Below are 13,911 nucleotides of genomic sequence, written 5' to 3' on the forward strand. Positions count from 1 at the left end.
TACCATGTGATACGCTATTGTATCCCTTATGACTACAAGTCTCCTTCGTTAAAAAAAACGATTACTATATTATATGAATGACTGCTTATTTTGAGTGGACAAGTGCTATTTTAAGGACATTTTTTATAAAAAAAGGAGACTTCAATAAAATGAAGTCCCTTTTTCGTTTCATGTATTTTAGTGTGGTTTATCCATTTTTCACTATTTTCGATGGATTGTTGACTTTATATAGAACCGCTGCATCGACAATGAACTCTTCGTCTACATCTTTTCCCTTTGCCAGCTTCTTCTTTGCTATTTTCCCATCAAATTCAAGCTGATCCCCCGGTGCCAATTCAAACTTTTTCAGTGTTTTACTATGGCTGCACCAGGCAAGCCCAATCTCAACGGGTGTTTCTTGCACGATTTGGACATTTTCAAGAACAACCACTTCATCGTTTTCTTCATTAAATGGGTTGTACGTAAGCGCAAACTGTTTGACACTTGCCGTAAAGTGAACTTTATCTGCCGGAAGCTCAATTTTCGGTTCCTGCGCTTTTTTTGGTTTCGTTGCTTTTGGTTTTTTAGGTTCAGCTTTTGCTGCCCGATTTGGTTCAGGAGTTTCTTCCTTTTCTTGAGTCCCTGTTCCCTCTTCTGCTGCTACACTGAAATCCTTTTCCTCTACCTGGAGCATACTCTCCTTGCCAAAACTGGAAGCCTGCATTTCCTTGAGAAACGCTGGGTGGATGCAACTCAAATTCCCATCCTGAAACTCAATCACAAGCGTATTAAACTCATCGGACTTCCCATATGTTTCATACCCCTTAATCGTAACAACACGCTGGTAATTCCGTTCCTTAAACAAGAACTCCCTCTTCGCCTCCTTCGCAGACGAAAGACCCCACTCCTTCAACTTCTCACGATAATGCTCCTCATCACGAAACTCCTCAAAATCCCCTTTTGGAGGAATATATCGAGTCAAACCACTCCGCTCTAACTGCTCATGCTCAATAGCCATCTTTACACACCCTCTATATGTTGTTCAACGACACCTACGGTGACTCAGCACCATACCTTTTTTATTGTATCAAAGATTACTCTTAATGAAAAAAGCTTAGGCATGATTTTTGTAGTTGGTTATCGCTACAAAGATCATGCCTATTGTTCAAATGATAATGGCCGGTTTTCCGATTGGATAGTATTCTATGGCTCTACATCCTCGGATGCTTTCTTCTGTAAAACAGTTTCTGCCGTCAAAGATAATCGGTTCTTTCATATTCTCTAACATCGCCGCAACATCAATGTTTTTGACCTCTTTCCACTCCGTTACAATCAATACGGCGTCTGCTTCGTATACGGCTTCATCGATGGATCCTGCATATTTAATAGTATCCCCAATAATTTTTCTGGCATTTTCAGTTGCTACTGGGTCATAGGCAACAACTTCTGCTCCGTATTTTGTTAACGTTCGAGCAATTGGAATGGAGGGTGCTTCTCTCATATCGTCTGTTTCTGGTTTAAAGGCTAAGCCTAACATTGCAATTTTTCTGCCTTTTAATCCTCCAAACCTTTTCAACGCCTTTGTCACCAACAATTCCCGCTGGTACTCATTTATTGCAATTGTTTCTTTTAATAATGGGAATTTAACTCCATTTACCCCTGCGGTATGCAGCAAGGCTTTGACATCCTTTGGAAAACACGAACCGCCGTAGCCAATACCGGCATTCAAAAACGCTTCGCCAATTCTTTGATCCTTACCCATACCTTTGGCAACATCCGTCACATCTGCACCAACTGCCTCGCATAAATTGGCAATTTCATTTATATAACTGATCTTCGTTGCTAAAAAAGCATTCGAAGCATATTTAATCATTTCAGCACTTCTTGTACTGGTCAAAATCATTGGCACATTCAATGGCCGATACATATCCTTTATTTTCTCAGCTGATTCCGCATCTTCAGATCCAATAATGATACGATCTGCTTTCATAGTATCTTCGATTGCAGATCCCTGGCGGAGAAATTCAGGATTGGATACCATTTTCACAGGAAACCCAGATAAATCTTCAATCAATGTTTTTATAAAATCATTCGTTCCAACTGGAACCGTACTCTTAATGACAATGACCGATTCAGGTGTGAGAGAGGATGAAATATCTTTTGCAGCCTGTACCAAATAAGAGAGATCCGCTGCTCCATCCTCCCCTTGTGGCGTCCCTACTGCAACAACAATGATATCTGCTTCCCCTAACGCATCAGCAAGAGTGGTTGTAAAATGCAGCCTGCCTGCTGCCATGTTAGAAGCTAGCAAGTCTTCAAGACCTGGTTCATAAATTGGCGAAATCCCCTGACGTAGTTGGTTGATTTTTTGTTCATTTATATCTATACATGTTACATAATGACCGATTTGTGATAAACAAACACCAGTAGACAGCCCTACATAGCCTGTACCTAAAACAGCAATCTTCATCTCAATCATTCTCTCTCTTACCATTTTGAAGGTTTTCGTTCCTCGATACTTCTTGTAAATAGGCTAAAACCGATTCTCTGATATCATCACGGCTTAAAGCAAAATCGATCGTTGCTTTTATAAAACCAATTTTATCTCCGATATCATAGCGGCTTCCCTGAAAGTTATAGGCAAAAACCGCCTGATGTTTATTCAATTCATTGATGGCGTCAGTCAGTTGTAATTCATCCCCTCGACCCAATGGAATTCTCTCTAAAATTTCAAATATCAAAGGGCTCAAAACGTAACGGCCCATGATGGCATATCTTGAAGGAGCCTCTTCCACGCTGGGCTTCTCAACAAGTGAATCAATATGGAATAAGTCTGACTCAATCATCGTCCCCTTTGGTTTAATAATTCCGTATTTGCTAACCTCTTCTTCTGATACCGTCTGAACAGCAACCACTGAGCTATTATAATATTCGAACACATCAATCACCTGCTTTAGGCAGGGAACTTCCGACATAACGATATCATCACCAAGCAAAACCGCAAATGGTTCATCGCCAATGACGCTTTTCGCACAAAGAATGGCATGTCCCAGCCCTTTTGGTTCTTTTTGACGAACATAAACTATATTGACCAAACTCGATATTTCTTGAACTTCTTTTAACATATCAAGTTTGTTTTTTCTTAAAAGTGTATCTTCAAGTTCGTACGATTTATCGAAATGATCCTCTATAGATCGTTTTCCTCTGCCGATAATGATGATAATTTCCTCAATCCCAGAAGCAACTGCTTCCTCAACAATATATTGAATGGTTGGCTTATCAACAATCGGCAGCATTTCCTTTGGTTGTGCTTTCGTTGCTGGCAAAAAACGCGTTCCGAGGCCAGCTGCTGGAATAATGGCCTTTCGGATTTTCATATGCTGCCTCCTTTCCTTTTCTCCTTACTCTTTTATATGCGGGTGGACAACTTCCTGTCACGTTAGTAACCTAGTAATATCTTTATTTCTTTGTATGCCTTTACCATTTTTTAAAAATAAAACTCCCTAAACAAATGCAATAAAGGGAGTCATTCATCATTTGCATGTATGGGTTGATAAACTCTTTTAATAAACCTTTCCATCAGTTTTTTAAGAATTCTTTTTCGCCGTGTCACCAACGCAGTTACAATCGCTTTTCTTTCTTCATTCGTAACCTGCCAATCATCTGGAATCGCTGCAACAATTTCTTCTATTAAATGGATCGGTATCTCTTGAATGATTTCTAGCTGCTCATAAAAATTCTGCTCATTCTCAATGAAATATGCCATGATTTGGTGGGTTGCACTTTTCAATATGGTGATTGGCAAAGATTCAATGTCTTCCAATGTCCAGTTATAAGAAGCGAACACTTCAGCATGATCGATAATCCACAAGTTGTAGGAATTTGTTGAGTTATCACATAAAATGATGTTTTTCCTTGTTCGGTCCCGATTACACATCCAATAATCAAATAAAATCACACCTGCAAGGCTTTCTTTGTTAGAGATAGCAGGAACATTTGTCACCTGATGTCCATTAAAACATTCTGGCACATATAGGCTCGCGAATTGTGTTTGTGTTTGAACCATTTGAGAGAGTTCAGGGTATTGAGAGGAAAACTCTTGAGGGATTTCTACTAATTTAGCAAACGGAATTGGCAGACCTAGATACCGTGCTAGGCAATAGGCGACCCATTCATTTGCTAATGCCTTTTCAAACCCAGGTTGGAAGTATTTCACCACGTAATCACGGCCATCATTAAACGTAATCAAGTGAGCATTCGATTTTCCTTCTAGTGTTTTCTTATACGCAACTGGCTGGATCATATGCCATTCACCTCTCTACTGTCATTTGTGTCTGCACCACATATTCTTTTTAATAAATGAACATATTGCTTGGCCACAATTTCGATAGCGAATTTTTCATGAACACGTGAAATCGCCGCTTCTGACATTTGTTGATGGAGACTACGATTATCTAAAATACTCGTAAGCTGTTTGACAGCATCTTCTACATTTTGTCCACGAAAAAGCAGTCCATGTTCCCCGTGTACAACTAATTCGGTGACGGGCATCATTTTTGAGGCAACTACAGGTACGCCACAAACCATTGATTCAATGAAGGTATTTCCAAAAGATTCGGTTTTAGTCGTTGCTAACGTACAGCCGCCGGATTGACGGATTTTCGCATAAACATGTGGCATCTGCTGATACGGAATCACTGGAAACCATTTGACGATATCAGTCAAATTCTCCTCCTGCCATTTGGCAGCGAATTCATCCCGCTGTACACTTTGAGCACCACCAATCACCCAAAGTTCGATATCATCACGCTGACTTTTAATTAGCTTGGCTACCTCTAAAAGCATTTGCCAGTTTTTACGTTTGTCCAAGCGGCCAATCCATCCGATTATTTTTTTCTCACTTGGAAGTTTCGGTTCATTGTCATGATTGATTTCTTCTTCCCCTAAAGCTCGGTAAAAAGTTGTATCGATGCCATTGTAAATAACATGAATCGGGATTTCATCCGTCAATATGGACACTAATCGTTTTTGATAGTTTGAGGGAACAACGATGGCTTCCGGCTCTATTCCTCTGAAAGATTTTAAGTGTGGCTTAAGCTTAATCAGTTCCGGAGTACGAGCCTCGACCAAAACTGGGCCTTTATAGTTAGCTTTCTTAATCCATTTAAAAGCTGCACCTGTGTCAACAACAATAATGGCGTCATAGTGATTGTTTTTTATAATCCCAATAATCTCCTGTTCATCCTTAGTCAAGTAAACAGGAGCAACATCTTCCATAATGTGAAGTCCGCCATGATCGGTTGTGTACAAAAACTCTGTATCAATTCCATGTTTTTTAAAATAAATCGAGCGGTTGCGCCAGCCTGCATTCACCCCGCCTACCGTCAGCAAACGCCAGATTACTAAAACTTTCATAATGGTTTCTCCTCGTATTCATTAGGCCCCTCCTCATGCTGTTAGGTCTATATGTTCAACCCTTAAGGCCGTTTAACGACGTTTTTTATCTTTCTTTTTGTTCTTGTTATGCTTATTATCACGGCGGTCTCGATCATCGCCTCTATCTCCTGCGTAGTGTTTACCACCTTTACCACCTTTACCACCCTTAGCGCCTTTGCTTCGTCGACCTCTATCTCCCTCGAAGTGTTTTCCACCTTGATGGCCGAGATCTTCTTTTCCATCTTGATATCTGCGATTTTCTTTTGATCCCCGATCGCCTTCGAAACGTCTTACTCCCTCATAATTACTCTCACCTTCAGGATGTCTTGCTTCAAAATCTTGTTCGAGTTTGTCCCAATATTCGTCGATTTTCTCCATGACTGCTTCTGGATCTGCTCCTCGTGCAAGCATTGTTTTGATCCACTCTTCCTTGAAAACCTTATGAACAAGACCCTGAAGTAGAATGACATAATTTTTCTCATCAGCTGTCGTCAATAAACTATTACTAAGATTTTTCAACGTATTCTTATCCGGTTTTTCCGGAAGTAAGAGTGCAGTAATTTCTCTGGATATTTCCTCCATACGGATATAATGGAGCCACTCCGTATATAGTTCCGGAGCCATTTCCTGAACATGCCCCATAAAGATTGCTTTATTTTCTTCCCCTAAGGATGTCAATAGTTTTCTTGGGTATGGATAGACGCGATCACGCCAAATGGTCCTCGCTACATCAATTACCTTTAGACTGCCGTCAGGCTGCAGGTAAATTTGACGCTTATGATGGTCTATTCGCTCATATCCAATTTTCTTAAACGTAATTAACATTTCAATTAATTTCGCAGATAGTGCCTCTGTCAATGGCTGGGATTGTAAATACTCTCGTAAATCAACTCCCCTGATAATCTCCATCACAATATAGAGTGGTCCTTTTCCATAAAGCATTGGAAATAGAGTGGTTTGCTGCCCAAGGGATAAAGCATAATATTCGCGTTCGCAATCTTCGGTATTACCAAATACTTTCACACAGATGTCGTCATTTATTTGGAAAACGGCACCTTGTCGCCCTTTCCCCATCATGACTAACGGTGAGTCATTCACCACATCGACATCGGCATTAATTTGGTTTGTTACTTTAATTTGGTCCATCCATTGTTCTAAATTCGGAATATTCATATATTTCCTCCTTCCAATTCAAGTTGGCAACTTGATTCATATATTGTCTCGACAGTACCCAACAGCAATATCTGCTTGTCTCTTCTTAAACCCTAAGAATCTACTGCCTATTATAGTTAATTCAAAAGTGGCATAAAGTGTTAAGGCTTACGTCTATAAAAAAGAAAAATGTATTTACAATTTGTATCAATTTCAACGTTACCTATAATCGATAATTATTCTCAAAATCTATATATTGTTAAAGAAGTCATTAAATTTTTCTTAACAATTCATTTAAGTGAATTTTCCTAGGACAACTTAGGTTACTATTAAACTATACGTAAGTTTGAAAGGAGAATTTATGCCTACAATCGAGAGCTCGACAAGGAACGAAACTTCCCTTTTACAAAATCGCCTTTATATTAATCAGTTCATCCGTTTTATTTTTGATGTACCACCTGAAAAGCAGTCTTTACTTGCCGTAACAAATAATCCACATTGGAGGTCACTTTGTGAGTTTAGTGAGGCCTTTCGTATGATTGATAAGAGTATTCAAGGACTTCATATAGATGACGGTGAGAAAATTATCCAATTGAATGAAGAATATAACCGGTTATTTATTGGTCCCAACACACTTCCTGCCCCTCTTTGGGAATCCGTTTATTTAAGCCGGGAGCATTTACTATTTGATGCAGTAACCTTGGAGGTTAGGAATTGCTACCGCAAGTATGGTTTATCCTTTATCCGCGAGAGCAATGAGCCTGATGATCATATTGTTATTGAATTAGAGTTTCTAAGTTATCTTATTCAAAAAACGCTTGAAAGCGACAATGTGGCGTCCAAGCAAAAGTTGTTAGAGGATCAATATTCCTTTTTAACCAATCATCTTTTAAAATGGTGTCCCATTTTTTGTGAAATACTGAGCAAATCAACATCCTTTGACCTGTATAAAGGTGCAGCTTTGCTTTTGGCAGAGTATCTCCATTTTGAAAATGAATTTATCCCAGCCTTGAAGGAGGGTATTTTAGTAAATGAGCGATAAAAACCTATTAACCAAAATTGGTGAAAGTAAACTATCTAGAAGATCGTTATTAAAATGGACGGGGATTGCCTCTGTCCCTGTTATCGCAGGTGGAGTCTGGTCTACCAGATATCTATCTGAAAATAAAAATATTGTAGAAGCTAGTGAAACGATCGTTCCTACCTGCAGTACATTAGACTGCGGTGGTAAATGTATGATAAAAGCACATGTAAGGGATGGTGTTATTACAAGAATCAGTGCCCGAAGTGATAAAGAACTTGATGAGGCAAACCCGTATATGAAAGCCTGTGTAAGAGGACGGTCCTATCGAAAAAATCAATACCATCCAGATCGTTTAAAATATCCAATGAAGCGTGTCGGCAAACGCGGTGAAGGTAAATTTGAAAGAATTACTTGGAAAGAAGCAGTTGCTGCGATTACAAAAGAAACGAAGCGGATTACCGAACAATACGGTCCTGCGTCTAGGTATGTTCATCAGGGAACAGCTGTTACTGGCGGTAAGGTCGGCGGCGCACAGCTCGCAAGAAGACTTATGGCTTTAAGTGGAGGATTTCTTAACTATTACCATTCCGTAAGTATGGGAAATACGGCTGCAGCAACTCCATATACGTATGGAACTCACCAAACAGGAAACAGTCTTGATTCTTTAATTGACTCTAAACTAATCATTCTATGGGGACACAATCCTTCTGAAACCATTTTCGGAAATACTCTTCATTATTATAAAAAATTAAAAGAAGCCGGCATTAAGATCATTTCGATTGATCCTAGATATTCCAATACAGCGGTTGCTTTTGCCGATGAATGGATCCCCATTTTACCCGGTACAGACAATGCTCTTATGGATGCCATGGCTTACGTGATTGTTCAAGAAAACCTGCATAACAAAGAATTTCTTGCTAAATTTGTGGTCGGTTTTGATGAAGAACATATGCCAGAAGGTGTTCCTGCAAATGAATCACTAGTGTCTTATCTATTTGGTAAAAAGGACGGGATTGAAAAAACACCTGAATGGGCAGAGCGTATTTGTAAAGTTCCAGCTGATAAAACGCGTGAACTTGCACGCGAGTATGCGACAGCCAAACCTGCAGCTTTGATTCAAGGCTGGGGTCCGCAGCGTCATGCAAGCGGTGAGCGGATTGCCCGCGGTGGCACGATGCTAGCATCCATTACAGGAAATGTCGGAGTATCAGGCGGCTGGGCATCTGGTTATGGCGGTATCCCAAGAAAGTTTCCAATGGGGATTCCGGTTCCCGAGAATCAGGTGAAAGAAAGCATTTCGATTATGAACTGGACTGATGCCATCAGTGATCCAAGCAAGGTCATCCCTGAAAATGGACTTAAGGATGGCGAAAAGCTGACATCTAACATTAAATTAATCTATAATTTAGCGGGTAATTACTTAATTAACCAACAACCTGATATTAATAAAACGAAAAAAATTCTAGAGGATGAAAGCTTAGTTGAGTTCATCGTTGCAAGCGATCATTTCCTAACACCAAGTGCAAAATATGCGGATATACTTTTACCAGAAACCACTTTCTTTGAACGCTGGAATATTGGTGAATCATGGGCATCTGGAGATTATATTATCCTATCGGAAAAAGTGGTCGAGAATTACTATGAATCTCGTTCAGACTATGACTGGTTATCTGAGGTGGCAGATGGTCTTGGTATCGGTCAAGCCTTTACGGAGGGTCGTGATGAGATTGGCTGGATAAAGTATATATTGGATGAAACAAGAAAAGTCGAACCAAGTACCCCAACCTTTGAAGAATTTAAGAAAAAACGGATTCATTATTGGCGCTATGATGGACCAAGGATTGCCTTCAAGGACCAGATTGAAGACCCTTCCAATCATCCCTTTGAAACACCATCGGGAAAAATTGAGATATTCTCTAAACGCTTATACGATATGAACCATAGTGAAATACCAGCGATACCAATTTATATTCCTGAATGGGAAGGCGCTGAGGATCCTTTAAAAGCCACCTACCCTCTTCAATGTATAACATGGAAGGGTAGAAATCGGGCAAATTCTACCTTTGCTAGCCATCCATGGTTACAAGAAGTGGCGGAACAGTTACTTTGGATTAACCCTGCGGATGCACAGCAGCGAGGCATTAAAAAAGGCGATAAAGTCAAAATTTATAACGATCGGGGCATCGTCATGATACCAGCTGAAGTCACGACCCGTATCATGCCTGGGGTTGTTGCCATGCAGGCAGGTGCATGGTACAAACCAGATAAAAATGGAGTCGATACAGTAGGATGTGCTAACGTCCTCACCAGCCAGCGCATCACCCCCCTGGCAAAAGGCAACGCCCACCAAACGATGCTGGTAGAAGTACAAAAAGGATAATAATAAGCTAATGAAAGCCGGATCCTCATTGATCTGGCTTTTTTTCAATAGCATTATTGTTAAAATTATTGAAAAATTTACAATTTACTGCTTTATTTATTGTACAATTATGATATAAGTACCACTACTTCAAGGAGGTTTTCATGGGTCGTCTTACGAATCATTTAATTGTCATTTCTTTTGATTGTCTGTCAGCATTGGATTTTCCTCTGCTGAAAACACTGCCTCACTTTAGGACAATCCTCGAAGATGGCGCATATGTGGAGAAGGTAGAAACCATTTATCCGTCGGTTACCTACCCTTGTCATACGACCATTGTGACCGGAAACTATCCAAACCGACATGGAATCATTAATAACACCCTTCTGCAGCCAGGAAGAACTTCACCAGACTGGAACTGGTTTAGGAGTTCAATAAACGGAACAACTTTGTATGATGAAGCAAAACAGGCAAATTTGACAACTGCTGCCTTACTCTGGCCGGTTACAGGTAAGGCAAACATTGATTACAATTTGCCTGAAATCTTTCCAAATCGCCCTTGGCAAAATCAAGTCCTCGTTTCATTAAGGAACGGGAGTCCCCGTTATCAATGGGACTTGAACCAACGATTTGGTCATATTCGCAAAGGGTTAAATCAGCCTGAATTAGATGACTTTGTATTAGAATCTACTCTACATACCATTAAAACAAAAAAGCCAAATTTAATGCTCGTACACTTCACTGACTTGGATACCCAGCGCCATGACTATGGTTTTTCATCAAATGAAGCCTTTGCCGCTATCGAGCGGCATAATGACCGTCTTGGGAAAATTATTGCTTCCTTAAAAGAGATCGGAATCTATGAAAATTCTACCATCGTCGTTTTAGGGGATCATAGCGCATTAAATGAGAACAAAGCCCTAAACCTTAATGTACTTTTCCATAACCACAAGCTTATTACAACCAATGCCAAAGGCAAGATAAATAATTGGAAGTCCTATTGTAAAAGTTGTGACGGGTCCGCATATATTTATGTAAATGACAAAAATGACTTAGATACGTGTAACATAGTAAAAAAATTGTTAGAAAGTTTACTTACCGACCCCAGCTCTGGTATAGAAAGAATACTTACGGCTGAAGAAGCAGCCTTAAAGGGGGCAGATGGTTCCTGTACCTTTATGATTGAAGCTCAAAAAGGTTATTACTTTTTAGAAGATTATCAGGGGGATTATCTGAAAAATATTACCCGAGAGGATGTTTTAGCAGATAAAAAATATACCCTGGCCTGTCATGGTTACTCTCCGGAAAAGCCTGATTATTCAACCATTTTTATGGCGGCGGGTAAAGGTATTCGTTCAAAAACAATGGTTCCTCAGGCTCGTCTCATTGACGAAGGTCCGACATTGGCAAGGCTTTTAGGTGTGGATTTAGGTGACACAGATGGGAAAATTATCGATGAGCTTTTAACCGTTTAGATGACAATTAAATAGGAGGAAAACTCTATGAGTCGATTGACGAAGCAAGAAAAAAGCTGGGTTTTTTATGATTGGGCAAATTCTGCTTACTCGATATTAATTACAACAGCTATCTTTCCCTTATATTTTAAAGCGGCAGCAAATAGTGCAGGTCTTGCTGGATCAACCTCAACAGCTTACTTAGGTTACGCGAATTCCTTTGGAACTCTGCTTGTTTCCATTTGTGCACCGATCTTAGGAACCATAGGCGATTTTCGGGGGTTAAAAAAGAGATTATTCACCTTTTTTGTGATTCTGGGTATTGCCTTTACGGCAATGCTGGCCGTAGTCCCGAGTAACCAATGGCTGATCCTCTTAATCTGTTATATTGTTACTGTTATTGGGTTTGGGGGCGCGAATATTTTTTATGACGCCTTTTTAGTAGATGTTACAAGTGAAGAACGAATGAATAAGATATCGGCACGCGGTTTTGCAATGGGCTATATCGGAAGTACAATCCCTTTTATTATCGGCATTGCTCTTATACTATTATCACAACAAGGGATTCTGCCTTTATCCGTTACCATCTCTACACAAATTGCCTTTGCCATCACAGCAATCTGGTGGGGAACCTTCACCATTCCGATGTTAAAAAATGTTGAACAAGTTTATTACGTAGAAAAAGTGGCAAAACCCATTTCTACCAGTTTTAAGAAAGTTTTTCAAACCCTTAAACGAATTAAAGCCTATAAACCTTTGTTTCTTTTCCTTATTGCTTATTTCTTTTACATTGATGGGGTCCATACGATTATTACTATGTCTACTGCCTATGGAACCGATCTTGGTATATCATCTACAAACCTGTTAATCATCCTATTTGCCACCCAAGTGATTGCAGCTCCATTTGCTATGCTGTACGGAAAACTGGCAGATCGATTCACTGGAAAACGGATGTTATTAGTTGGTATCTTTATCTATATTATTATCTGTATCTATGCTTATTTCATGAAAACAACCTTAGATTTTTGGATATTAGCAATGCTAGTCGGGTCCTCCCAAGGTGGGATTCAGGCTCTTAGCCGTTCCTACTTTGCCAAGTTGGTACCCAAAGAAAATGCAAATGAGTTCTTTGGTTTTTATAATATCTTTTATAAATTCGCCTCAATCCTTGGTCCTGCTTTGGTCGGTGTAACAGCCCAAATTACGGGTAATACAAACGCCGGTGTATTTAGCTTAGTTATTTTATTTATTCTTGGCGGCGCCGTTTTACTGCGTGTTCCAGAAACGACGGAGAAAATACAGGTAAATAATCAATAACCACTGAACGTAAAAACGCCTCGGAAACCATTTCCAAGGCGTTTTTTTAATGTTAGGCAAAAAGATCCTTATCGAGAACCATTTCTTTCTCAAGATGACTTGCTCGAATTCCAAATCTAGGCTTTAATTGACCAATTTCTTCACCTAACAAAAGTTTAAGCGCCAGGTATGGAAGGTTTAGACCTGTTAAGCAACTAAAATGCATTCCGCCGCTCATTCGGGGATTTATTTCAAGTAACTTCGGTACACCCTGATTATATTTTACCTGAATATTAAAGATATATGGTATTTGATACTGCTGGTGAAAACGATGTGCCAGTTGAATAAGTTCATGATGATCTATAATTTCTCTTATTCTTCCGTCCCCTTTCATCCTTGGTATCGCCGCATATAACCTTTCATTCGATGCAACACAGTCAATGCTAAATTCCGGACCCTCTAAATATTCTAGCACCATTAAATCTGGAAAAACCTCTTGCTGACTTAAAATTTCACACGCGTAATGGTATGGGAGTCGGCGGCTGCTTGCCCTCCTAAATAACGTATCAATACTTTCAATCTTATCCTCAATAACGCGAAATCCAGTTGCGCCTTCACCTACAACTGGTTTAAAACACACTTTATGTCCTTTATCCCGCAAACATTGATACGCGGTTTTGAAATCGTTAATGTTGTTTACAACATAAAAATCAGGTATTGATACAAGTTCTGCTCCATTCTCTTCTCTGTCCATAATGGAATGATAGGCAGCTGCTTTATTATCCAAGGTCTCCATCAATTCCGAATCTGGACATACCAACACCTTCACACCGATCGACTCAAAATCCGCCAGCCTTTTTGATATACGGACGTTTTCTTTTCTTGGGATGAAAATATCAATCTTATGCTTCCGACAAAACTCTAGGCAAAACTCAATATATTCATCACCAGAAATGGCGGGTTCTGTAAAGGCAAAATCACAATACTGCAAGTAGAGAGCATCCTTATTTGAATGAGTGCCAATAATCTCAAACTTGCGCCCCTCATCATTTCTACGAATCAACTCCATAAAATGCGTAACCGTCGTAAACCACCTATTAAACCAAATCCTCATACGTTACCTCTTTCTTGTTGAATTCTAAACTAAAAACCTTAACCATTATTCGCCTATCACTTTCATTTTATACATATTACTTTCCTGTCCGATGTAT

The 13,911-nt window shown here is 39.7% G+C and carries 11 protein-coding genes; 4 read left to right on the forward strand and 7 right to left on the reverse strand.

The genetic code is table 11. The features are described from left to right. Positions 1-187: 187 nt before the first annotated feature. From QUG14_RS06150 to QUG14_RS06175, 6 genes are all read right to left on the reverse strand, one after another. A complete protein-coding gene (locus tag QUG14_RS06150) occupies positions 188-997 on the reverse strand; it encodes a hypothetical protein (RefSeq protein ID WP_289339641.1) in 810 nt (269 codons plus the stop codon). Between the two features lie 147 nt (positions 998-1,144). Next, complete coding sequence (locus QUG14_RS06155; RefSeq protein ID WP_289344082.1) at positions 1,145-2,449, reverse strand: UDP-glucose dehydrogenase family protein; 1,305 nt, start codon at positions 2,447-2,449, stop codon at positions 1,145-1,147. A 1-nt stretch (position 2,450) separates the two neighbouring features. Continuing rightward, positions 2,451-3,356, reverse strand: a complete 906-nt coding sequence (gene galU / locus QUG14_RS06160; protein WP_289339642.1) for a UTP--glucose-1-phosphate uridylyltransferase GalU — start codon at positions 3,354-3,356, stop codon at positions 2,451-2,453. 149 nt (positions 3,357-3,505) lie between these two features. After that, complete coding sequence (locus QUG14_RS06165; protein WP_289339643.1) at positions 3,506-4,282, reverse strand: HipA family kinase; 777 nt, start codon at positions 4,280-4,282, stop codon at positions 3,506-3,508. Next, the gene (locus QUG14_RS06170) at positions 4,279-5,394 is read right to left on the reverse strand and encodes a glycosyltransferase family 4 protein (RefSeq protein WP_289339644.1); all 1,116 of its coding nucleotides are present in this window, start codon (positions 5,392-5,394) and stop codon (positions 4,279-4,281) included. The genes QUG14_RS06165 and QUG14_RS06170 overlap by 4 nt, the downstream gene beginning before the upstream one ends. A 72-nt stretch (positions 5,395-5,466) precedes the next feature. Continuing rightward, the gene (locus tag QUG14_RS06175) at positions 5,467-6,588 is read right to left on the reverse strand and encodes a hypothetical protein (RefSeq protein ID WP_289339645.1); all 1,122 of its coding nucleotides are present in this window, start codon (positions 6,586-6,588) and stop codon (positions 5,467-5,469) included. Between the two features lie 340 nt (positions 6,589-6,928). Here QUG14_RS06175 and QUG14_RS06180 point away from each other — a divergent pair, with 340 nt between their 5' ends. The 4 genes from QUG14_RS06180 (at position 6,929) to QUG14_RS06195 (ending at position 12,721) form a co-directional block, all read left to right on the forward strand. Then, on the forward strand, positions 6,929-7,609 hold the full coding sequence (locus QUG14_RS06180) for a TorD/DmsD family molecular chaperone (RefSeq protein WP_289339646.1): 681 nt from the start codon (positions 6,929-6,931) through the stop codon (positions 7,607-7,609). Then, positions 7,599-9,971, forward strand: a complete 2,373-nt coding sequence (locus tag QUG14_RS06185; protein WP_289339647.1) for a DMSO/selenate family reductase complex A subunit — start codon at positions 7,599-7,601, stop codon at positions 9,969-9,971. Before QUG14_RS06180 ends, QUG14_RS06185 begins: the two co-directional genes overlap by 11 nt. Positions 9,972-10,114: 143 nt before the next feature. Then, positions 10,115-11,425 (forward strand): alkaline phosphatase family protein, encoded by a 1,311-nt coding sequence (locus tag QUG14_RS06190; RefSeq protein WP_289339648.1) that lies wholly within the window; start codon positions 10,115-10,117, stop codon positions 11,423-11,425. A 27-nt stretch (positions 11,426-11,452) separates the two neighbouring features. Next, positions 11,453-12,721, forward strand: a complete 1,269-nt coding sequence (locus QUG14_RS06195; protein ID WP_289339649.1) for an MFS transporter — start codon at positions 11,453-11,455, stop codon at positions 12,719-12,721. A gap of 52 nt (positions 12,722-12,773) precedes the next feature. On the opposite strand, the gene QUG14_RS06200 is transcribed toward QUG14_RS06195, so the two are convergent. Further along, positions 12,774-13,814 (reverse strand): ATP-grasp domain-containing protein, encoded by a 1,041-nt coding sequence (locus QUG14_RS06200; protein ID WP_289339650.1) that lies wholly within the window; start codon positions 13,812-13,814, stop codon positions 12,774-12,776. Between the last annotated feature and the right edge of the window lie 97 nt (positions 13,815-13,911).

Source organism: Neobacillus sp. CF12, from assembly GCF_030348765.1.
Lineage (GTDB): Bacteria > Bacillota > Bacilli > Bacillales > Cytobacillaceae > Neobacillus.

Bases quoted from the DNA above. Each gene is read 5' to 3' on its own strand.
- QUG14_RS06150 (WP_289339641.1), bottom strand. From the start codon at position 997: ATGGCTATTGAGCATGAGCAGTTAGAGCGGAGTGGTTTGACTCGATAT.
- QUG14_RS06155 (WP_289344082.1), bottom strand. From the start codon at position 2,449: ATGAAGATTGCTGTTTTAGGTACAGGCTATGTAGGGCTGTCTACTGGT.
- galU (WP_289339642.1), bottom strand. From the start codon at position 3,356: ATGAAAATCCGAAAGGCCATTATTCCAGCAGCTGGCCTCGGAACGCGT.
- QUG14_RS06165 (WP_289339643.1), bottom strand. From the start codon at position 4,282: ATGATCCAGCCAGTTGCGTATAAGAAAACACTAGAAGGAAAATCGAAT.
- QUG14_RS06170 (WP_289339644.1), bottom strand. From the start codon at position 5,394: ATGAAAGTTTTAGTAATCTGGCGTTTGCTGACGGTAGGCGGGGTGAAT.
- QUG14_RS06175 (WP_289339645.1), bottom strand. From the start codon at position 6,588: ATGAATATTCCGAATTTAGAACAATGGATGGACCAAATTAAAGTAACA.
- QUG14_RS06180 (WP_289339646.1), top strand. From the start codon at position 6,929: ATGCCTACAATCGAGAGCTCGACAAGGAACGAAACTTCCCTTTTACAA.
- QUG14_RS06185 (WP_289339647.1), top strand. From the start codon at position 7,599: ATGAGCGATAAAAACCTATTAACCAAAATTGGTGAAAGTAAACTATCT.
- QUG14_RS06190 (WP_289339648.1), top strand. From the start codon at position 10,115: ATGGGTCGTCTTACGAATCATTTAATTGTCATTTCTTTTGATTGTCTG.
- QUG14_RS06195 (WP_289339649.1), top strand. From the start codon at position 11,453: ATGAGTCGATTGACGAAGCAAGAAAAAAGCTGGGTTTTTTATGATTGG.
- QUG14_RS06200 (WP_289339650.1), bottom strand. From the start codon at position 13,814: ATGAGGATTTGGTTTAATAGGTGGTTTACGACGGTTACGCATTTTATG.